Annotated in this window: 20 protein-coding genes; 4 read left to right on the forward strand and 16 right to left on the reverse strand. The window is 30.8% G+C overall.

Annotated features, from left to right (window positions below; genetic code table 11):
• Positions 1 to 903 (reverse strand): histone deacetylase, encoded by a 903-nt coding sequence (locus BLT88_RS01235; RefSeq protein ID WP_036784325.1) that lies wholly within the window; start codon positions 901 to 903, stop codon positions 1 to 3.
• The gene (gene metG, locus BLT88_RS01240) at positions 903 to 2,957 is read right to left on the reverse strand and encodes a methionine--tRNA ligase (RefSeq protein ID WP_091952464.1); all 2,055 of its coding nucleotides are present in this window, start codon (positions 2,955 to 2,957) and stop codon (positions 903 to 905) included. Before metG ends, BLT88_RS01235 begins: the two co-directional genes overlap by 1 nt.
• 161 nt (positions 2,958 to 3,118) lie before the next feature.
• Between metG and BLT88_RS01245 the strand changes: the two genes are divergently transcribed.
• Entirely contained in the window at positions 3,119 to 4,105 is a 987-nt protein-coding gene (locus BLT88_RS01245) for an LD-carboxypeptidase (protein WP_231960038.1), read from the forward strand.
• Between the two features lies 1 nt (position 4,106).
• On the forward strand, positions 4,107 to 4,466 hold the full coding sequence (locus tag BLT88_RS01250) for a YraN family protein (RefSeq protein ID WP_091955601.1): 360 nt from the start codon (positions 4,107 to 4,109) through the stop codon (positions 4,464 to 4,466).
• A gap of 3 nt (positions 4,467 to 4,469) precedes the next feature.
• On the opposite strand, the gene BLT88_RS01255 is transcribed toward BLT88_RS01250, so the two are convergent.
• Entirely contained in the window at positions 4,470 to 5,840 is a 1,371-nt protein-coding gene (locus tag BLT88_RS01255) for a thioredoxin family protein (RefSeq protein WP_231960041.1), read from the reverse strand.
• Between the two features lie 107 nt (positions 5,841 to 5,947).
• Here BLT88_RS01255 and BLT88_RS01260 point away from each other — a divergent pair, with 107 nt between their 5' ends.
• Complete coding sequence (locus BLT88_RS01260) at positions 5,948 to 6,742, forward strand: SDR family oxidoreductase (protein WP_091952470.1); 795 nt, start codon at positions 5,948 to 5,950, stop codon at positions 6,740 to 6,742.
• Here BLT88_RS01260 and BLT88_RS01265 read toward each other — a convergent pair.
• The gene (locus BLT88_RS01265; protein WP_091952472.1) at positions 6,739 to 7,098 is read right to left on the reverse strand and encodes a hypothetical protein; all 360 of its coding nucleotides are present in this window, start codon (positions 7,096 to 7,098) and stop codon (positions 6,739 to 6,741) included. The genes BLT88_RS01260 and BLT88_RS01265 overlap by 4 nt on opposite strands.
• A gap of 81 nt (positions 7,099 to 7,179) precedes the next feature.
• On the opposite strand from BLT88_RS01265, the gene BLT88_RS01270 reads away from it, so the two are divergent.
• A complete protein-coding gene (locus tag BLT88_RS01270) occupies positions 7,180 to 7,704 on the forward strand; it encodes a CvpA family protein (RefSeq protein WP_091952484.1) in 525 nt (174 codons plus the stop codon).
• A gap of 21 nt (positions 7,705 to 7,725) precedes the next feature.
• Here BLT88_RS01270 and BLT88_RS01275 read toward each other — a convergent pair whose 3' ends face one another.
• The 12 genes from BLT88_RS01275 to BLT88_RS01330 form a co-directional block, all read right to left on the reverse strand.
• Positions 7,726 to 8,355 (reverse strand): carbonic anhydrase family protein, encoded by a 630-nt coding sequence (locus tag BLT88_RS01275; protein ID WP_091952486.1) that lies wholly within the window; start codon positions 8,353 to 8,355, stop codon positions 7,726 to 7,728.
• A 12-nt stretch (positions 8,356 to 8,367) separates the two neighbouring features.
• On the reverse strand, positions 8,368 to 10,230 hold the full coding sequence (locus BLT88_RS01280) for a SulP family inorganic anion transporter (protein WP_091952488.1): 1,863 nt from the start codon (positions 10,228 to 10,230) through the stop codon (positions 8,368 to 8,370).
• Positions 10,231 to 10,350: 120 nt separating this feature from the next.
• Positions 10,351 to 10,980 carry a carbonic anhydrase family protein gene (locus BLT88_RS01285; RefSeq protein WP_091952490.1) on the reverse strand — a complete coding sequence of 210 codons (630 nt, stop codon included), beginning with the start codon at positions 10,978 to 10,980 and terminating at the stop codon, positions 10,351 to 10,353.
• Between the two features lie 5 nt (positions 10,981 to 10,985).
• A complete protein-coding gene (locus BLT88_RS01290; protein WP_157691102.1) occupies positions 10,986 to 11,768 on the reverse strand; it encodes a universal stress protein in 783 nt (260 codons plus the stop codon).
• 12 nt (positions 11,769 to 11,780) lie between these two features.
• On the reverse strand, positions 11,781 to 13,361 hold the full coding sequence (locus tag BLT88_RS01295; RefSeq protein WP_091952493.1) for a SulP family inorganic anion transporter: 1,581 nt from the start codon (positions 13,359 to 13,361) through the stop codon (positions 11,781 to 11,783).
• A gap of 83 nt (positions 13,362 to 13,444) precedes the next feature.
• Entirely contained in the window at positions 13,445 to 13,747 is a 303-nt protein-coding gene (locus BLT88_RS01300) for a hypothetical protein (protein ID WP_036784297.1), read from the reverse strand.
• A gap of 69 nt (positions 13,748 to 13,816) precedes the next feature.
• Positions 13,817 to 14,575 (reverse strand): tetratricopeptide repeat protein, encoded by a 759-nt coding sequence (locus BLT88_RS01305; RefSeq protein WP_091952495.1) that lies wholly within the window; start codon positions 14,573 to 14,575, stop codon positions 13,817 to 13,819.
• A gap of 1 nt (position 14,576) precedes the next feature.
• Complete coding sequence (locus BLT88_RS01310; RefSeq protein ID WP_231960042.1) at positions 14,577 to 16,331, reverse strand: BatD family protein; 1,755 nt, start codon at positions 16,329 to 16,331, stop codon at positions 14,577 to 14,579.
• Between the two features lie 21 nt (positions 16,332 to 16,352).
• Positions 16,353 to 17,180, reverse strand: a complete 828-nt coding sequence (locus BLT88_RS01315) for a tetratricopeptide repeat protein (protein ID WP_091952498.1) — start codon at positions 17,178 to 17,180, stop codon at positions 16,353 to 16,355.
• Between the two features lie 3 nt (positions 17,181 to 17,183).
• Entirely contained in the window at positions 17,184 to 18,230 is a 1,047-nt protein-coding gene (locus tag BLT88_RS01320) for a VWA domain-containing protein (RefSeq protein WP_157691104.1), read from the reverse strand.
• Between the two features lie 2 nt (positions 18,231 to 18,232).
• The gene (locus tag BLT88_RS01325; RefSeq protein ID WP_091952500.1) at positions 18,233 to 19,240 is read right to left on the reverse strand and encodes a VWA domain-containing protein; all 1,008 of its coding nucleotides are present in this window, start codon (positions 19,238 to 19,240) and stop codon (positions 18,233 to 18,235) included.
• Entirely contained in the window at positions 19,227 to 20,141 is a 915-nt protein-coding gene (locus BLT88_RS01330) for a hypothetical protein (protein WP_091952501.1), read from the reverse strand. The genes BLT88_RS01325 and BLT88_RS01330 overlap by 14 nt, the downstream gene beginning before the upstream one ends.
• Positions 20,142 to 20,144 lie beyond the last annotated feature (3 nt).

Genomic DNA, 20,144 nt, shown 5'->3' on the forward strand with positions numbered 1-20,144 from the left:
TTAAAAATAAATTTCTTGTGCTAACCTAAAAGTATTAGCGTGCGCATTTACAATAATATTTATATCTTTAGAGTAACCTCCGCCCATAGAACACATCACCGGAATTTTTAAATCGAAAGACGTTTGTAAAACGAATTTGTCTCGCTCTTTACAGCCTGCGATGGTTAGCCCTAATTTACCTAATTTATCAGTTTCAATAACATCAACACCACATAAATAATAGATGAAATCTGGTTTTTCTTGATTGATGAGCTTTGGAAGGGTTTCTTTTAAAATGGATAAATATTCGTTGTCTTTTGTGTCATTTTCTAAAGCAATATCTAAATCACTCGTTTCTTTTATAAAAGGATAATTACTTTTTCCGTGCATAGAAAAGGTAAAAACGGAAGTGTCATTTTTAAAAATTTCTGCAGTTCCGTTTCCTTGATGTACATCTAAATCTACAATTAGAATCTTCTTCACTAATCCTTTTTGTTGCAAGTATCTTGCACCAATTGCTTGGTCGTTTAACATACAAAAAGCTTCTCCACGATTTGAAAATGCATGATGGGTTCCGCCAGCAATATTCATTGCAATTCCGTTTTTTAGTGCAAATTCAGAGGCTTTTATTGTTCCATCTGCAATAATCATTTCTCTTGCGACGAGCACTTCAGAAAGCGGAAAACCAATTTTTCTAGCTGCTTTTTGTGAGAGTGTAATATTTAATAAATCGAAAAAATATTCTGGGTCATGAACAGTAAAGAAATGTTTGTTATTCGGAATTTTAGGCTCGAAGAAATTTTCTTCTACACAGGTTCCTTCATAAATTAATTGCTGTGGCAACAGATCATACTTTTCCATCGGAAAACGATGACCTACTGGCAGCTCGTGTTTGTAAATTGGATGGAATGCTATTTTTAGCATTAACTAACTTCTTGTCCGTTTTTAACTGCCTTTTCCGGCTCAACAAAAGCTAATTTTCCATCTGGTGTATCTGTCATTAAAATCATTCCTTGGCTTTCTACCCCTCTAATTCTTCTTGGCGCTAAGTTTACGAGTACAGACACTTGTTGACCGATAATATCTTCCGGTGAGAAACTTTCGGCAATTCCAGAAACAATGGTTCTTGTATCAATACCAACATCAACCTTTAATTTTAAGAGCTTCTTTGTTTTTACTACTTTTTCGGCTTCTAAAATCGTTCCAATTCTAATATCTAGTTTGGTGAAATCTTCAAAATCTATGGTTTCTTTTTGCGGTTCTATAACCTTGTTTTCTTGTTCGTTGGCAATTTTAGTTGCTTGCAATTTTTCGACTTGCGCTTGAATAGCTTTGTCTTCAATTTTAGAAAACAATAATTCAGCTTTGTTTATTTGATGACCTGCTGGCAATAAAATAGCTGTTTCAGTAACGTTTTTCCAAGACAATTTTTTATCAACATTTAAAATATTTTTTAATTTTGTTGAGGTAAAGGGTAGAAATGGCTCGGACAATATTGCTAGTGCTGAAGAGATTTGTAAAGCAATAAACATAATTGTTTTTACGCGTTCCTCATCCAATTTTATCACTTTCCAAGGTTCTTCATCCGCTAAATATTTATTTCCAAGTCTTGCCAAGTTCATTAATTCTTGAGATGCTTCTCTAAAACGATATCTTTCAATTGATTTTCCAATAATATTTGGAAATTCTTTTACAGCCGCTAAAACGTCTTCATCTACCTCTGTAAAATCATTTGGAGCTGGAACAATTCCATTGTAATATTTATTTGTTAGAACAACCACTCGGTTAATAAAATTACCAAAAATAGCAACTAATTCGTTGTTGTTTTTTGCTTGAAAATCTTTCCAAGTAAAATCGTTGTCTTTACTCTCTGGAGCATTTGCAGTTAAGGTATACCGCAACACATCTTGTTGATTTGGAAATTCTTTTAAATATTCGTGCAACCAAACGGCCCAATTTTTAGAAGTCGATAATTTATTTCCTTCTAAATTTAAGAACTCATTTGCAGGCACATTTTCAGGTAAAATATAATCTCCGTGCGCTTTTAGCATCGATGGAAAAATAATACAGTGAAAAACAATATTGTCTTTCCCTATAAAGTGCACTAATTTAGTATCGTCTTTTTTCCAATAGTCTTCCCAGTTTTTTCCTTCTCGTGCAGCCCATTCTTTGGTGGATGAGATATACCCGATAGGAGCATCAAACCAAACATAGAGTACTTTTCCTTCTGCACCTTCTAAAGGAACAGGAATTCCCCAATCTAAATCGCGAGTTACAGCTCTTGGTCTTAAACCATCTTCTAACCAAGATTTTACCTGTCCGTAAACATTTGGTTTCCAGTCTTTTTTGTGACCTTCTAAAATCCATTTTCTTAAAAATGCTTCATGTTTATCTAAAGGTAAAAACCAATGTTTTGTTTCTTTTACAGTAGGTACGTTTCCGGTAATAGCAGATTTTGGATTGATTAAATCTGTTGCATTATGACTGGTTCCGCAGTTTTCGCATTGATCTCCATAACTTTCTTCAAAGCCACATTTAGGGCAAGTTCCCACCACAAAGCGATCTGCTAAAAACTGATTCGCTTCGGCATCATATAGTTGTGCAGAAGTTTCCTCAATAAAATCGCCATTCTTATAAAGCTTTGTAAAAAATTCAGAGGCAGTTTCATGATGAATTTTAGAAGAAGTTCTTGAATAATTATCAAAGGAAATTCCAAAATCAGAGAAAGATTGCTTGATTATTCCGTGATATTTATCGATAATATCTTGAGGAGAAACACCTTCTTTTTTAGCTCTCATAGGTATTGCGACACCATGTTCATCAGAGCCACAGATGTAGGCAACATCTTTACCTGTTAAGCGCAAGTAACGTGCGTAAATATCTGCAGGAACGTAAACGCCCGCTAAATGACCAATATGAATTGGACCATTAGTGTAAGGTAAAGCTGCGGTAATTGTATATCTTTTTGGAGTATTCATCGAATTTTCCTTGATTTAATTTGTGGTTTGATTGTTGCAGGACAAAAGTACAAAAAACCGAGTTTTAAAACCGATTGAAATTTGATACATTTACAATAGTTAGAATTTTACATTGTTAGAACTAAGAAGCAAGATTTATTTTGAAAAAACCTATCCTATTTATGACCATATTATTGATGACCTTTTCATCAATAATCGCACAAGAAAAATTAAAAACTCCTCCATATTTACAAGTAGGAGATACAATCGCAATTGTTGCGCCTGCAGGAATTTTAAAAGACAAGCAAGAGATTATTGAAAAAGCGAAACAATTGGCAGAAAGTTGGGGCTTAAAAGTGGTTTTAGGTAAAAATTTATTTAATCAGAATAATCATTTTTCAGGGACAGATTATGAACGTTGTATTGACATTCAAGATGCTTTAGATAACAAAAACATTAAAGCAATTTGGGCAGCAAGAGGAGGTTATGGCTCTGTAAGAATTTTGGATAAATTAGACTTTACTAAGTTTAAAAGAAATCCAAAATGGATAATAGGTTATTCAGATATTACTGCTTTCCACAATCACATTCACACGCTAGGTGTAGAATCTATTCATGGGATGATGGGTACAAGTTTAAGTGATGAACTTGAAGATATCATTGAAACGGTTTCATCTTTGAAAAAAGCAATTTTTGGAGACGATCTTTCGTATACAATTGCTTCATCAAAGTACAATAGAAGTGTTTATTCGCGAAGTCCATTCAACGCCGTAGAGGGGCAAGTTATTGGAGGGAATTTGGCGATTCTGTCATCAATGTTAGGTTCTCAAAGTCAGTTAAATACTGAGGATAAAATATTATTTATTGAGGAAATTGGTGAGTATAAATATGCTATTGATAGAATGTTACAAAGTTTAAAAAGAGCTAAATATTTTACACAAGTAAAAGCTGTTATTGTTGGAGATATGACAAAAGTGAAGAAGAATACTACTGCTTGGGGAAGTTCCATTGAACAGTTAATTTTGGATGTTTTACCAAAAGATATTCCTGTTTTATTTGATTTTCCTGCGGGTCATGAATTAGATAATAGAGCCTTGATTTTTGGCAGAAAGATTGAGCTAACAGTAGGGAGTGATGGTCAACAATCTTCAATTATTTTTAAAAAATAAAATGGCAGACCATAATGAATTAGGCAAGAAAGGAGAACAACTAGCAATAGCTTTTTTACTTAAAAACGAGTACAAAATCCTAGAAAAAAATTATCGCTTTCAAAAGGCAGAAGTGGATATTATTGCTCAAAAAAAAGATGTTTTAGCCGTTGTTGAGGTAAAAACAAGAAGTACAACTTATTTTGGAAATCCACAAGATTTTGTAAATCCTAAGAAAATAAAATTATTGCTTTCTGCTATTGACAATTATGTGGTTGAAAAGGATTTAGATGTTGAAGTGCGTTTTGATATCATTGCAATCATTCATCAAAAAAAGGAAACAAAAATTGAGCATTTAGAGGATGCTTTTCTTCATTTTTGATAATTAATTTTTATCAAAAAATGCTTTTACATCTTTTATTTCATTTGGCTTTGCAATAATTTTTTTATTCTTATCTAAAACAAAATAACTTGGTGTAGAAGAAACTTGATAGGTTCTTGAAATTTTATTTTGCCATTTATTTAAACCTAACACATTATGCCACCCTAAAAGATTTGTTTTAGAGTAATTTTCCCAAACAAAAGAGTCATCTTCTAAGGCAAAAGCAATTACTTTTATATTCTTTTTGTTTTCCATGTAAGAATGCAATAAAGGGATTTCACGTAAACAATGAGAACAACTTGTACTCCAAAAAACCAACACATAATTTTCCGCATCATTTAAAGTAGAAAGGTTGAAGGTTTTATCATTTTCTTTCCAAGAAAAATCAGGAGCAATTCTGCCAACTTCTGTTATAAATAAAGCTACTTTTTCAGATTTAAACTTTTTATCTTGTAAATTTTCTGGAAGCTTATTGTAATAATTATCAAATAGATAATCTATGATTTCTAAGTTTTTAGAAGCTTCAAATTCTTCTATTAAAAACTCAATTACATCTTTTTTATAAGATTGACTGTCAATCTTAGAAATTACCGTTTCTAGAGATTGTTTAAATAATTTTTGCTGGGTTTTTTTGTCATCAGAAAAATTGATGTAAAATACATATTCTAAAATTTTATTCGTTAAAAAAGAAGAATTCATTAACGTCTTATTAGAAAAATCTAGAGCATTAAAGTAGGAGTTTTTTAAGTTTGACATATAATCATTTACAGAGGTCAAAACTCCTTTTGGGTTACTGCGTAAATTAGCTTTTATAAAGGGAGCAACATATTTTTTTTTAGAAATATCTATAAATTTGTTTTGAATAGAATCTACGTTTTTCTTTGCTTTTTTGTAATGACTTTTTAAATCTAAATTTGGGTTTTGTAATACGGCGACTTGGATAGAGTCTACCTGCTGTTGTGCTATAGAAATAGTTTCTATATACTCATTAAACAACTTGTTTTCTGATGATTCTAAAAAATCAATAGATTGTTCTGGATAATCAGGGTTAAAAACAAAGGAAACATCTTCTTTGTTGTAAAAAAAATCTACAAAACTTGCTCCCTCTAATCTGTAATTTATTCTATATGCGCCGGATTTGGCAGATGAAGGAATTTTTAATTCGAAATTACCAGCAAATTCTTTTTTACCATTAATATCTATAGAATCACTTTTTATCGAAGTATTGTTTACAAATATTTGTTTTGTCCCTTCAAGTTTATATAAAATAATCCAATCACTTTTTTCAATTTTAGGACTCATAATTCCTTTAACTGTATATTGTGCATTAGCAATTGAGGATATTAAAAGCAGAAAAGTAAAAATATTTTTCATGATTATTTTATGTTGGTTTTATTCTTGATATATCAATTTTTAAGAAGTACACCAAAAGTACTATTTCTGCATTAAAATAGGTATATTGTAATGTTAAAAATGAAATCATGAACTTTTCTGATAAAATAATTTGGATTACTGGTGCTTCTTCTGGGATTGGAAAAGCCCTGGCTCTAGAACTCTCAAATCAAAATGCAAAAATCATTTTGTCATCAAGGAAAATAGAAGATTTAGAATTAGTTAAAAGTGCTTGTAAAGATCCTTCAAAAGTAAAAATTATTGTTTTAGATTTAGAAGATTATAATAATTTACAACCGAAGGTTGATGAAGCGCTGGCGGCTTTTGGCGAAATCGATATTTTAGTTAATAATGGGGGAGTTAGTCAAAGATCCTTTGTAAAAGACACTCAAATTGAAGTTGATAAAAGAATTATGGATATTAATTATTTAGGAACTGTAGCTTTATCAAAGGCAATTTTACCGTATTTCATCAAAAATAAAACCGGTCATTTTGTAGTAACTACAAGTATTGTTGGTAAAATAGGAACTCCTTTGCGTTCCAGCTATGCCGCAAGTAAACATGCTTTACATGGGTTTTTTGATAGCTTACGAGCAGAACATCATCAAGATAATATTGCAGTAACTTTAGTTTGTCCAGGTTTTGTAAATACGAATATTTCTAAAAATGCATTAACAGGAAATGGAACTCCACAACAAAAAATGGATGTGGCGACGGCCAATGGAATTGACCCTAAACATTTTGCTAAATTGATGGCAAAAGCGATTGAAAACAAAAAAGAAGAAGTTTATATTGCTGGTGCAAAAGAAAAATTAGGAGTGTATGCGAAACGTTTTTATCCGAAATTTTTGTCTACAATGATAAGAAAACTGAGTGTTACTTAATCTTTAAAATATTCTAAAACTTCAAAATAAGATACAATTGCTTCTTTCATTAATACGGTTTGTTCACCGGCTTTTAAATTGGGTAATTCAGTAAGTGATTTGTAGTGTGGCCAACCATCATCATCAAAAAAATCGAATTCATAATATCCATACGATTCTAATAATTTACAGATGGCAATGTGCATAAGGTTCATTTTTTCGTCTTTTTTAAAAGCTCTATGACCTTGGCCTAATTCCTGTACACCAATTAAATAGAGGATTCCGTCTAAATTTAATTCATCTCCTTCAGAGAAATCGTTGGTTAGTTTTGCTACTAAAAAATCCCACTTTTCTTTTAAATTACCCACTTTAGCCATAAAAAACGTTTAAAGAGCAAAGATACAATGCACATTTTTAAATTGTAAAAAAAAGATGTAGGTTTGAAGAAATTATTTTGAATGAATATTTTTGATATCATTATAGCTGCTTTGCTACTTTTTGCATTTGTAAGAGGACTTATGAAAGGACTTTTTGTTGAAGTTGCTTCTTTAATAGCAATTATTGCTGGTGTTTATGTGGCAATACATTATGCCTTCCATTTAGAGGCGTATTTATTGAACTCTAGTAATTTAAATTGGTCTGATGAAACCAACAGAATTGTGGCTTTTGCGGTTACTTTTTTGTTAGTAGTTATCGCAATCATTTTTATCGGGAAAATTTTAACAAAACTTGCAGACATTACAGCATTAGGAATGTTGAATAAACTTTTAGGAGGCGTTTTTGCTATTTTAAAAATAGCATTAATTTTAAGTGTAATTTTCACTTTCTTTGGAAGAGTAAATAATACAATTCCGTTTCTGAAACAAGAAACCTTAGATGAATCTCTCCTTTATAAGCCGGTAAAGCAGATTGCACCAGCTTTATTTCCATCGATTATAAAAGAAGATGAAAATGGTGAAACATCTATAGACCTCCTAAAGTAAAAAATTTTACAAATTTCATTTTTACAATATATTTACTTTACCGGTTTGTAAGGAATAAACTCCACCAACAATTTTAATTTTATCATTATTTTCTAATTCGCGTAAAATTTCGCTTTTATCACGAATTCTATCAATAGTTAAAAGCACATTATTTTCCACAGTTTTTGCAACAAAATCATTGTTTGACGAGTTTTTTTCTCCCTCTATTTCTTCGGAAGATTTTTTTACTGCGGGCATAATATTATCTAACATACTGGTAATATTGCCAAGTTTTACACCATCACAAGCAGCTTTTACTGCACCACAACTTTCATGACCTAATACAAACACCAACTTACTACCAGCAACAGCGCATGAGTACTCTAAACTTCCTAAAATATCGGTATTTTCAAAATTTCCTGCCACTCTTGCTACAAAAACATCACCAACAGCTTGATCAAAAACTTGTTCTACAGGCACTCTAGAGTCAATACAAGAGAGCACAACGGCCTTTGGATATTGCCCAGAAATAGTTTGTTTTACTAAATCTAAATGTGCAACTTTCTCTAAGTCATTATTTATAAAACGAAGATTCCCTTCTAATAAATCTTGTAAAACATCTTTTGGTGATAAACTTAATTGTACCTCTTTATTTATTGCTGTATTTCTCATTTTATTATTTTTTTAAAGATTATTTTTTATATTTTTTTTGATCCAATTTGTGCATTCGTCAAAAGATTTAAAAATGTGCTCTTTTGGTATAAAATCGGGTATGATGTCTATACGTTCCATCATATATCTTGGTTGCTTTAATAAGTTTACAAAAAGCACTTCAATATTTTTAGTTTTTAAATCTTGCAACATATCCTCCATAGCATATAAGCCAGATTGATCCATATATTGCATTCTTCCTAAACGCATTATTACCGTTTTTGCAGTGTCTGGTATTTGTTGCGCTAATGCTTGAAAATCACTTGTAGAGCCAAAGAATAAAGGGCCTTTTATGTGTTTGATAAATACTTTTTCTGCAAAAGCTTTTGGGAAGTCTTTTTCATCTGCCCATGATTTTTCTTTTAGTGTTTTCACATCTGATCTTTCAGCTGTTAAATCCCCAATCTTTTTCATAAACATTAAAGATGCAATTATCAAACCAATACCGACAGCGTACACTAAGTTCCAAAATGTTGAAAGTAGTAACACTACAATCATTATTAAGACTTCCGAACTTAATTTTAAGGGCCCAAATTTAATGTCTCTAGGAAGACTTGGTATTGCTTTTAAACCTTTGTAATCCATTACTCCAATACCCACAGTAATTAAAATACCAGCTAAAACTGCAGCAGGTATTTTAGACGCAACAGGCCCTAAACCTAACATAATTATTAAAAGCATTATACCAGCAATCATTCCAGAAAGTTTGGTTTTACCTCCAGCATTTATATTTACTACAGTTCTTATTGTTGCACCAGCTCCAGGAATTCCGCCAAACAAAGCAGCAATACTATTTCCTATTCCCTGACCAACTAATTCTTTATTAGGTTTATGTTTTGTCTTCGTCATATTATCTGCGACGACACTCGTTAACAGCGAGTCAATTGCCCCCAAAAGCGATAGCGTTAAAGCTGTAAAAATATACGGAGTAATATTACTGAGAGAAAATCCTGAAAATATTTCCCATTTAATTTGAGGAATTCCACTTGGAATTTCTTGAATAGTTCTATATTCTAAGCCAAAACCAACTGCAATCCCAGACATAACAATTAAGGAAACAAGGGTACTAGGAATTTTAGTGGTAATCCGTTTAAAACCATAAATAATAAAAATAGTTCCAAGCGATAAAAGTAATTCTAACCAATTAATGTTTTGTATGGCTCTAGGAAATGCTTTTATAGCCCCTAAAGCTCCAGAAGTTTCTTTCGCAGCCAAAGTTTGTGATTCTTTTAAAATATTTTCGGGCGTAATTTTACTTCCTCTTTCTATAGTTTTACTAAAGTCTTCTAAAACTAAAATACCTTCTTTTGCTTCTTCTTTTAAGATGTTTTCGAGAATTACTTCTTCTGCTAATGGTTTAAAGTTGGTCACAAACTCTACATCTTCTTTTGGATAGTATCCTAAGGAAGGTAAAACTTGAGTTAATAAAATTATCACTCCAATTGCAGTCATAAAACCAGAAACCACAGGGTAAGGAATGTATCGTATATATTTTCCTAAACCGATTAAACCCAGGCCAATTTGAAAGAACCCAGCCAATAAAAATACCGTTAAAATAGCAGGTAAAGCTTTAGTAATATCACCGTCATTTGCAGCAACTATTCCTGCAATAACTACCATGCTTACCGCAGTCATAGGTGCTGTTGGGCCTGAAATCTGTGTATTAGTTCCGCCAAAAAGTGCTGCAAAAAAACTGATAAAAATAGCACCATACAAACCTGCACTTGGTCCTAGTCCACTAGAAACACCAAAAGCTAAAGCTAGAGGTAAAGCTACTATACCCGCCGTAATACCTCCAAAAGCATCACCTTTTATATTTGAAAATAAAGTTTTCATAATCTCTTGAATTTTGATGTTACAATGTAGTCTTATTAATCCAAAAAAAAATCAATCTTGTATTAAGATTGATTTTTTTAAGATTGATTTTTTATTTTTTTAAATTAAAACATACTTTTACTAGTCAAAAAAAGTTACAGAGCCATTTTTAATATCATACATAGCTCCAACAATTTTAATCGCTCCTTCATCTTCCATTTCTTTTAAAACGGGACTTTGAGCTCGAATATTATCAATAGTTATATGTACATTTTTCTCTGCAACAGTATTTACAAAATCAATATTGCTAGAATTTCTTAAACTAGTATCTATTGGATTTGTAACAGCTTCAACAGCAGGTTTTATTTTACTTAGTAACGCGCTTAAATTTCCTAATTTTGCATTATCACAAGCCCCTTTTACTGCCCCACAAGCAGTATGCCCTAAAACTAGGACAACTTTAGTTCCTGCTAATTTACAAGCGAACTCCATACTTCCTAAAATATCTTCGTTAACAAAGTTTCCTGCTACTCTGGCGCTAAAAATATCTCCAATCCCTTGATCAAAAATCAGCTCTGAGGATACTCGTGAATCAATACAGCTTAAAATTGTTGCAAAAGGAAATTGACCTATACTTGTATCCTTAACTTGGTCTAATAAATCTCTACTTATTGTCTTATTTTCTATGAAACGGTTGTTACCTTCTTTTAAAAGGTGAACTGCTTTTTCTGGTGAAATTGACATCTGTGTTTCTTTTGTATGAGCTTTCATATTGTTTAGTTTGTTAGTATAAGAGAGCAATTAAAATTATTGATAGCCTCTTTTAAAGTATAATTATTTTGATTTTTATTTCTATCAAGCAACACTAAATTTGTTTTGCTTTTCGCTGAATAATTTGCAATATTTTGCAAAGCATTCGCTCCTTTTTCAAAAACATACTCAATAGGTTTTGTAGAAAAATAGGAACTATTTTTTTCTAAATTACTGTCTTCAGATATTTTAAAAACTTTTGGTGGAGTTTTAGATACAGAAATTAAACTTTCTATAAAATCTTTGCTTTTTGATTGTTTCGATTCGTTCAGAATTCCTATGGATAATTGATCAGAAATAGTTAATTCATTTTTCTCGGATACAATCATAACAATCCCATCAAATATTTTTAGAATAAAGTCAGTAATATTATCACCGAGTATGCCTAATATTTTTGATTTTCTCCTTCCTAAAACAATGATATCTGGCTCGTGAATTGATATATAATTACGAATTTCATTTTTAAGATTCCCAAATGTATGATTATACTTTATGGCTACATTATAAGTTTCAGAAATGGGTTTTACAATCTTTTCAATTTCTTTACCAGTAATATTATATTTTTGGTTTATGGTTCTTATTGCTGATAATTGATTTTCTTTTTCAACAATATCTGTTGGTTTTTTTACACAGAAAAACTCAACATTTCCATCTATCATTTTAGCTAAACTCGCACTACTTCTTAACGTAGAAGTGGTAGATTTCGTTAAATCTGATAGCACTAATATTTTGTATTGGCTCTTTTCCATCATATTTATATTTTAGGCAGTTTTAGGTCTTAATTCGAAAAACTCAATATAACTTGATGGATTTTCTGTAATACCTCTTTCAGAAACTAATTTAATATCGATGTCTCTTTCTTTAGCTTTAAAAGCAAAGTCTTCAAGAATTTCAATGATATCATTATCTAAATACCTTGTTTTTCTTACATCTAATTCTAAATAGGTTTCTCTCGGAAGGCTATCTAATTCTTTTAAAATAGCTCCTTTGTTAAAGAAAGTAACTTCTTCTGCTAGTGTCATTTTTATTTTATGTTTGCCATTGCTCTTATCCTCAATATGTAAAAAATGAGAGTTTTGAAAACTTTTTATAAGAATTACTACAATTCCTACTGCTAACCCCATACCTATACCGATTAATAAATCTGTAAAAACAATACCGAAAACCGTTACCGTAAAAGGAAGAAATTGTTTCCATCCCACTTTGTACATTTGTACAAATAAAGCAGGTTTTGCCAAGTTATAGCCCACAATAAGTAAAATAGCAGCTAGTACAGAAAGGGGAATCTTATTTAATAATGTAGGAATTAAAATAACAGAAATTAACAGAAGAAATCCGTGTATAATTGCAGACATTTTTGTTCTTCCTCCCGATTGAATATTGGCTGAACTTCTAACGATTACCTGTGTAATAGGCAATCCGCCGATAAGGCCAGAAATAATGTTTCCTGTCCCTTGTGCAAGCAATTCTCTGTTTGTAGGTGTTACATTTTTGTGAGGGTCTAATTTGTCTGTTGCCTCAGTACATAACAATGTTTCTAAACTTGCGACCAAAGCAATGGTAAAAGCTACAACCCAAATTTCTGGATTTGTAATTGCACTGAAGTTAGGGAAACTAAATTGACCTATAAACGAATCTAAATTATCAGGGACAGGAACACTAACCAAATTAGAGGGACTAATTCCATATTTAGAGTTTTGATCTGTAACAAAATAATATATGATTCCTGCAACAACTGCAACTAAAGGACCTTGAATTAATTGAAATATTTTACCTTTTTTTGATAAAACAGCACTCCATAGTAATAATAAACCTAAACCAATAAAGCCAACAATCGTAGAACCTAAACTAATATTATTAATGGTTTTAAAAATTTCTGAAAATGTATTTTCACCATCCATTTGAAAGAAGGCGAAATCTCCTTCAGGATTTGTGTTATACCCAAAAAAGTGTGGTATTTGTTTTAAAATAATAATAATTCCAATTCCAGTTAACATTCCTTTTATGACGGATGAAGGAAAATAATATCCAATAATTCCTGCTTTTAGGAAACCAAAAATTAGTTGAATAATACCACCTAATACAACTGCGACTAGAAAGTTCTCATAACCTCCTAAAGAACCAATTGCTGTTAGTACAATTGCGGCTAAACCTGCTGCAGGTCCACTTACTCCTATTTTAGACCCACTTAAAGAACCTACTAAAATACCTCCAATAATTCCTGCAATTAATCCTGAAAATAATGGAGCTCCACTTGCTAAGGCAATACCTAAGCACAATGGTAATGCGACGAAAAACACTACAATACTTGCAGGTAAATCGTTTTTAATATATTTAAACATATGCGTAATGATTTTACTCTAAATAAATAATTTAGAGTTTATTGTTTTAAAAATAGTAATTGATTTGTCTTATTAAACGATATTTAAACTAAGAATTCTGGAGGTGGAGTTGTAATCTTTGGGTATTCTGAAATATAGTTTTTAGATGTAAAACTTATATTTTTCTTTTTTTGAATTCCTTTTAAAAACAGAGAGCTACAGTTATCGGAAGGGTAAATTTTAATTTTTAAATCCTTAGCAGCTTCTTTACCTTTATTTTCTTCTTCTTCATTTATTTCAAGAAAAAAAGCAACATTTTTGTTAGCATCTACAAAACTAAGTATTGTAGGCGCAACTATTAGAATGCTAAATAATATAATGAAAAAAAACGCAATTTTTGTTTTCAAAGTAATTTTTGTATTAGAATATAAAAGGCAAAAATAATAAAGGTTTATGAAATAATTGTTAAAGAAAATTTAAAAATCACTCAACATTTTTATTTCATCTGCAATAATCCAGCCTAATTTCCCATCTTTTAATTTAATTTTTTTCCAGTCGTCTACTAAATCTAAAACCAAAACCTTTGTGCCTTCGTGTAAGGTGAAAACTACCTCAGAATTTAAAGTTGGTGAATTTCTTACCTCTGTTTTTTCCACAAAAACAATAGCTTCTTTATTATTTATAGTGTATGAATATTGCTGATAGGTAATTAAAAAAGAAATAATCAGGAGCATAAAACTTAATGAACTTATGGAGAAATAAAAGCGTTTTTGAGCAGGAGTTATGGCAAAATAAAAAAGTAAAAAGAACACACTAGCTAAGAAAGAAAAAAGAACAACTATAATTGCCCACTGATTGTAAGAAAGCTTTTGTAAATAATTTTTATTAAACTTTTGAAAGACTGTTTTTGGTAATTCTTCAATATTATCTAATGCTAATCTTTTAGCAAATACCAAATTATTTTTTACGTCCTCATTTAAAGGATTTAACTTTAAAGCTTTTTCATAATAATAAATTGAGGGTCCTACTTTGTTAATTTTGTAATAAGAATTCCCTAAATTATAATACAATTCAGATGAAACAAAACCTTGTAATTCTATTTTTTTATATAAAGTTATAGCTTGTTCAAATTTTTCATTTTTATATAAATCATTTGCAGAAGCAAAAGATTCACTGGTAGTTTGACTAGCGATTGTATTAGTAATTATCAATAATAAAAATAGGATTTTCTTCATCTTACAACTGCTTATCTAATTGGACGATTACTAGTTTTGCTCTTTCAAATTCTTGCTTCATTTCTGTATTAGTTATTGGAGAGTAACGTGCAAAGTCCGAATGTTCTAAAACTGCTATAAATTCTTTAGTAGTATCCTTATCAACATTTCTTTGTTGTAAAATTTGAGCTATTTTTTCTTTGCTAATATCAGCGATTTCAATTCCTAACTTTGCCTTTAAATAATTATGCAAAGCACGTTCTAAAGATTCGTAAAAAGCTTCTTTTTCACCCAACTGTTTATGTGCTTCAGATAAATATTTTTTAGCTAATCTTTCTGCTCTTCTTTGTTTTCTGCCAATTACATCTCGGTTACGTTTTTCATTGTTTTTAGCAATAACAATACCTATTGGAATACTTATTAAAGGGAGTAATAAGAATAAATAGAATACATTCGATTTGAAAAAATCTGTACGATCTTTAGTCATAAACTCACTTTTTGTTTGAATGTATCTAAAGTTTTTTCCGGTAGAAATTACGGTCTTTTTTTGTATTAAAGAGTTGTTGTTAGTCACCAATTCTTTGCCTTCTAATACATCAACAAATAAGTCTTCAGTAGCAATTGTTTGGTATTTTTTTTCGTTAGGATTAAAATATGAAAAAGCAATATTTGGTATTTTGTACTTTCCTTTATATTGAGGCACTACAGTGTAAGTGTCAGTTACTGATCCGGTAATTCCATCAGCAGCAACTCTAACTCTTTCTTTTCTTTCTGGTTGATATTTTTCTAATTCAGCAGGAGTTTCTACAGTTGGTAATTCAAATAATTTTAAATTTCCTTTACCAGAGACCGTTAGTTTAATTTGAGAAGATTCATTTGCTTTTAAAGCATTTTTACTCAACGAAACATCAAACTTAAACTTTCCAACAGCACCTGTGAAGTTTTCTGGTTTATTTTCTAAAGGAAGACTTTTAGGTCTAATAATTTTTTTGGTAGAAGCGAATTCTTTTTTGAGGTTTTTTGTAATCACATTTCCAAAAAAGTCTACTCTTCCTGTTGGTACACCAATGACAATATCCATTTTCATAGGATCAATGGTAAGTTTTCCAGTTTTTGTAGGAATTAATAGCGCTTTTTGCAGTACAATATATCTGTAGTTTTCACCATTGTATTTTCCCATTTTTACAGGGAAACCATTTATTTTAATTTCTTGATTCCAAAAGCCATTATATTGCGGAGCTTCTGTTACAGAAGTATCGAAAACACTCACGTTTTCGCTAACATACAACCTATATTCCACATAAATTCCTTCTCCAACAAAAGGTCTAGATTTAGAGGTTTCTGCAACTAAATGTATGTTTTGTTGTGCTATGTAATTTGGGTCATTAGGATTGTCAGGTATTTCCACTGGATTCAAAACAACGATTTTCATCATTTTCGAATTCAAAGTTTTTCCTCTGTATTTAATGTTTGCAGGACTTATAATAAGCTCACCTCTTCTCTTTGGTTTTAGTATATAAGAGTATGATTGAGAAAAACTAACCTTTCCATTTATCCAAGATTGACTTACAGATTGACTTGGTCCTTGAATGACTCTAAAGTCTTTAAAGTCTGGAGGCGTAAAATTATCTGCACCTTGCTTGTTAACAGAAAATTCTATTCGTAAACGTTGGTTTAAACCTAGTTTATTTTTACTCACTTTCACTTTTAATTCTGCCTCTTGTGCTAGAATTGAAAGTGATAATAAGCTTATAAATATTGATATGTAAAATTTCATCTTCATCTTAAAGCAACAAACTTACCAATCTTTTTCCTGTTTTACTTTTTTACCTTTTGCTTTTTTAGCATTCATTTTCTTTTGGGTCTTTTTTTCCTCATTATTTAAGCTTTCTAATAGCTGCTTAATTTGTTGAGGAGACATTTTTCCTTGTTGAGGTTTGGGTTTCTCTTTCTGTTCTTTTTTATCGTCCTTTTTAGAATCTTGTTTTTTATCTTTCTTCTTATCTCCTTTTTCGTCTTTATCTTTGTCGTCATCATCACCCTCTTTTTTCTCTTTGTCATCATCACCTTCCTTCTTATCTTTATCCTTGTTTTTTTCGTCTTTATCTTTTTTATCTTTGTCTTTATTGTCTTTATTGTCTTTATTGTCTTTATTTTGTTGTTTTTCTTTTTCAAGGAATTCTTGAGCAACCGCTAAATTATAACGAGTTTCATCATCATTAGGATTATTTCGTAAGGAGTTTTTATAAGCATCTACAGCACCTTGATAGTTTTTAGTTTCCATCATAGAATTACCTAAATTATGGTAAGCTTCTGCTTTCGTATATTTATCTGAAGCAGTTTTTGCACTCAATTCATATTGAGGTGTAGCTTCTTTAAAGTTCTTGTTTTCATATAAAGCATTACCTAAATTATAACTTGCTTTATCATAATAGGAGCTTTTGTCTAGAGCCTTTCTGTAAGCAACAGACGCCTCTGTGTATTGTTTTTTTTGATATAATTCGTTGCCTTGTCTTACCATTTTTCTAGCTTTACGTTGCAAAGCAATAGAATCTTTTTGTGCAAGAATTGTTGTTGATGAAAACAGCATCAAAAATAAAATAAGGATATTTTGTAAAAGGTTCATTTTTTATTTTTTTGTTTTTTCTTCATTAAATAAATCTACCTTTTTTAACCATTTTGTTTTCTTTTCTAACAAGAAACCATCTAAGAGTAAAAATAAAATTCCTATCGCTAAAAACCATTGAAATTGATCTTTGTAATCAGAAAATTGCTTCGTTTCAAATTCGCTTTTTTGGGCATTTGCAATAATGTCTGAAATCTGTTTTACAGGATTTTCAGTTACATTACCATCTATATATTCTCCGTCAGAGGCATCTGCAATTCCGTTTAAAACATCGGGCATACGTTTGGTAATAACTGTTTCTCCTTTGTTATCTTTTTTATAACCAATCATAGCTCCATTTAAACGTATAGGAATTGGTCCGCCTTTTTCTGTACCAACACCAATAGTGTAAATCTTTACGCCATCATTAGCCAAATTAAGAGCTACTTGTTTGGTTTCTTCTTGGTGGTCTTCTCCATCAGAAATAATGACTAAAAACCTGTTGGTTTGCTCGTCATTATTATAATAAGTTTTTGCTAATTCTAAAGCTTCATTAATTGCTGTGCCTTGACTAGAAACCATATCGGGATTGGCATTTTGCAAAAACATATTTGCTGCTGCATGATCTGTTGTTATGGGTAAAAGAGGATACGAGTTACCCGCGTAAATGATAATACCAACTCGATCACTTCCTAATTTATCTATAATTTTTGCAATGATTTGTTTTGCTTTTTCTAGCCTAGTAGGGGCAATATCTTCTGCCAGCATACTTCTAGAAACATCTAGAGCGAAAACGACATCTACTCCTTCTCTTTTTACCGTTTTCAGTTTAGAGCCCATTTTAGGGTTTACTAAAGAAATCACTAAAAAGGCAATTCCTAATAACAACATTATTAGTTTTAGTATTGATTTAAATGTTGATGAGTTCGGAGCTAATTTTTTCAGTAAATCAGGATTTGAGAATTTACGCTGCATTCTTTTTTTCCACCATAAAACCAATAGAAAAACAACAATCATTACAGGAATAATTGCTAATAAATAAAAATAAATTGGTTCTTCTAATTTGTACATTTTTATATAAAACTCTTAAATAATGTATTTCTTAATAAGAATTCTAGTAGTAATAGACCAAGAGCTAATAGTACTAAAGACCTGTACATTTCTTGATAATTGTAATACTTGAATTCTTCTATTTTTGTTTTTTCGAGTTTGTCAATTTCATTATAAATTTCTTTTAATGATGTATTGTTTGTTGCTCTAAAATATTTTCCTTTTGTTTCTGATGCAATTTCTTTTAGCAAATCTTCATCAATTTCTACTTGTTGTTTTCTAAAATTTAATTGACCAGTTCTTGGGTCTTTACTCCAAGGAAAATCCGCCATTCCATTGGTTCCTATTCCTATTGTATAGACTTTAATACCCAATTCTTTAGCTAGTTCTGTTGCCGTTCTTGGGTCTATGTTTCCTGAGTTGTTTACTCCATCCGTTAGTAAAATAATAACCTTACTTTTTGCTTTACTTTCTTTAAGCCTATTAACCCCAGAGCCTAACCCCATTCCTATTGCGGTCCCACCTTCTAATTGCCCCCATTTTAATTCAGAAATGGTTCGTTTTACAATCGCTTTGTCACTTGTAATAGGCGTTTGGGTAAAACTTTCGCCTGCATACACTACAATTCCAATTCTGTCATTGGGTCTTCTATCAACAAAATTTACAGCTACTTTTTTTAAAGCTTCTAATCTATTCGGTTTTAAATCTCTAGCCAGCATACTTGCAGAAACATCAATGGCCATTACAATGTCGATACCTCTATTTGTTTTTGTTTTTTTGCTTACAGAAACGTTTCTTGGTCTTGCCAATGCGACAACTATTGCTGCCAAAGCCAATAATCGTAAAACATATAAAATAGGTTTTAATTTTGATAAGATGGATGCTTTTACTTTAAACCCTTTAACACTTGGCATGGTTAAAATTGCAGTATCTTTTTTGCGCATAAAAAAATACCAAATTGCCAATAATATAACTAAAATTAGCAGCCACAAAAATTCTGGATTTAAAAACTCAAAATTATTCCAATTCATCATCTTCTATAATTGGTTTAGGTTTTAAATTATCAATTACTAATTTTGCATCTTTTCTATCTTCTTCAATTTCTATCGCTAAAGGTTTCGATTTTGCAAACTTTACTAAATCTGCTTCTTGCAATAATGCTTTAAGTTTGTCAATGGTTTCTTTGGATGTCGATATCGTTTCAGCCTCATTAAAATCTTTTAGTGTCTCTATAATTTCATCTGTAGTTTTCTCTAATGCAGGTACTTTCAATTCGCGCTCAATATAACCTCTTACAATCTCTGTTAACTCACTATAATATTCTTTAACTTTATTATTTTGCCAAAGTAGTTTTTCATCTAACTCATTTAGCTTATAAATAGCTTCATCATAAGGAGGTAAAGCTCTAAAAGTTGGTTCTTCTATTTCCATCTTTCGCTTTCTTATCACAAACCAATAAATCCAGAAACCTATAATTACTAATGCCGCTAAAAGAATATATACATAGATTTTAAAATCATCAAAAGTATATGGTTCTGCTTTAATTGCTTTGATAGGAAATTTCTTAATTTTAGTGGTGTCTATTGCTACTGTAGCGACATTTACTAGTAATGAATCTGTTAAATAGGCTTGATTTTTAACAAAAACTTGTTGCTGAGGAATATAGTACGCTCCGCTGTCAAAACCGGTTATAATATATTTTTGAACTAGCATATTGCCTAGAGTATCTATCATAGCTGAATCGATAACTTCTAATCCTTTTAATTCCAGCTTGGGTAGAATTACATTCTCAATTTCATTGACAGAAATCTTTAAATTGAATTGCTCACCTATTCTAATTTGTGAAGTTTCAATTTGGGCCTTTACCATCGGATTTTGACCAAAAGCAATTATTGAAATTAATAGAAAAATATGTAAAATGTATTTTTTCATTCC

It is taken from the genome of Polaribacter sp. Hel1_33_78 (genome assembly GCF_900106075.1).
Lineage (GTDB): Bacteria > Bacteroidota > Bacteroidia > Flavobacteriales > Flavobacteriaceae > Polaribacter.

Excerpts from the sequence above, each read along its gene's own strand:
- BLT88_RS01320 (WP_157691104.1), bottom strand. The coding sequence starts at position 18,230 with ATGTACAAATTAGAAGAACCAATTTATTTTTATTTATTAGCAATTATT.
- BLT88_RS01310 (WP_231960042.1), bottom strand. The coding sequence starts at position 16,331 with ATGAAATTTTACATATCAATATTTATAAGCTTATTATCACTTTCAATT.
- BLT88_RS01270 (WP_091952484.1), top strand. The coding sequence starts at position 7,180 with ATGAATATTTTTGATATCATTATAGCTGCTTTGCTACTTTTTGCATTT.
- metG (WP_091952464.1), bottom strand. The coding sequence starts at position 2,957 with ATGAATACTCCAAAAAGATATACAATTACCGCAGCTTTACCTTACACT.
- BLT88_RS01305 (WP_091952495.1), bottom strand. The coding sequence starts at position 14,575 with ATGAAGAAAATCCTATTTTTATTATTGATAATTACTAATACAATCGCT.
- BLT88_RS01245 (WP_231960038.1), top strand. The coding sequence starts at position 3,119 with ATGACCATATTATTGATGACCTTTTCATCAATAATCGCACAAGAAAAA.
- BLT88_RS01330 (WP_091952501.1), bottom strand. The coding sequence starts at position 20,141 with ATGAAAAAATACATTTTACATATTTTTCTATTAATTTCAATAATTGCT.
- BLT88_RS01315 (WP_091952498.1), bottom strand. The coding sequence starts at position 17,180 with ATGAACCTTTTACAAAATATCCTTATTTTATTTTTGATGCTGTTTTCA.
- BLT88_RS01235 (WP_036784325.1), bottom strand. The coding sequence starts at position 903 with ATGCTAAAAATAGCATTCCATCCAATTTACAAACACGAGCTGCCAGTA.
- BLT88_RS01295 (WP_091952493.1), bottom strand. The coding sequence starts at position 13,361 with ATGTTTAAATATATTAAAAACGATTTACCTGCAAGTATTGTAGTGTTT.
- BLT88_RS01265 (WP_091952472.1), bottom strand. The coding sequence starts at position 7,098 with ATGGCTAAAGTGGGTAATTTAAAAGAAAAGTGGGATTTTTTAGTAGCA.
- BLT88_RS01290 (WP_157691102.1), bottom strand. The coding sequence starts at position 11,768 with ATGGAAAAGAGCCAATACAAAATATTAGTGCTATCAGATTTAACGAAA.
- BLT88_RS01255 (WP_231960041.1), bottom strand. The coding sequence starts at position 5,840 with ATGAAAAATATTTTTACTTTTCTGCTTTTAATATCCTCAATTGCTAAT.
- BLT88_RS01260 (WP_091952470.1), top strand. The coding sequence starts at position 5,948 with ATGAACTTTTCTGATAAAATAATTTGGATTACTGGTGCTTCTTCTGGG.
- BLT88_RS01285 (WP_091952490.1), bottom strand. The coding sequence starts at position 10,980 with ATGAAAGCTCATACAAAAGAAACACAGATGTCAATTTCACCAGAAAAA.
- BLT88_RS01325 (WP_091952500.1), bottom strand. The coding sequence starts at position 19,240 with ATGAATTGGAATAATTTTGAGTTTTTAAATCCAGAATTTTTGTGGCTG.
- BLT88_RS01275 (WP_091952486.1), bottom strand. The coding sequence starts at position 8,355 with ATGAGAAATACAGCAATAAATAAAGAGGTACAATTAAGTTTATCACCA.
- BLT88_RS01280 (WP_091952488.1), bottom strand. The coding sequence starts at position 10,230 with ATGAAAACTTTATTTTCAAATATAAAAGGTGATGCTTTTGGAGGTATT.
- BLT88_RS01250 (WP_091955601.1), top strand. The coding sequence starts at position 4,107 with ATGGCAGACCATAATGAATTAGGCAAGAAAGGAGAACAACTAGCAATA.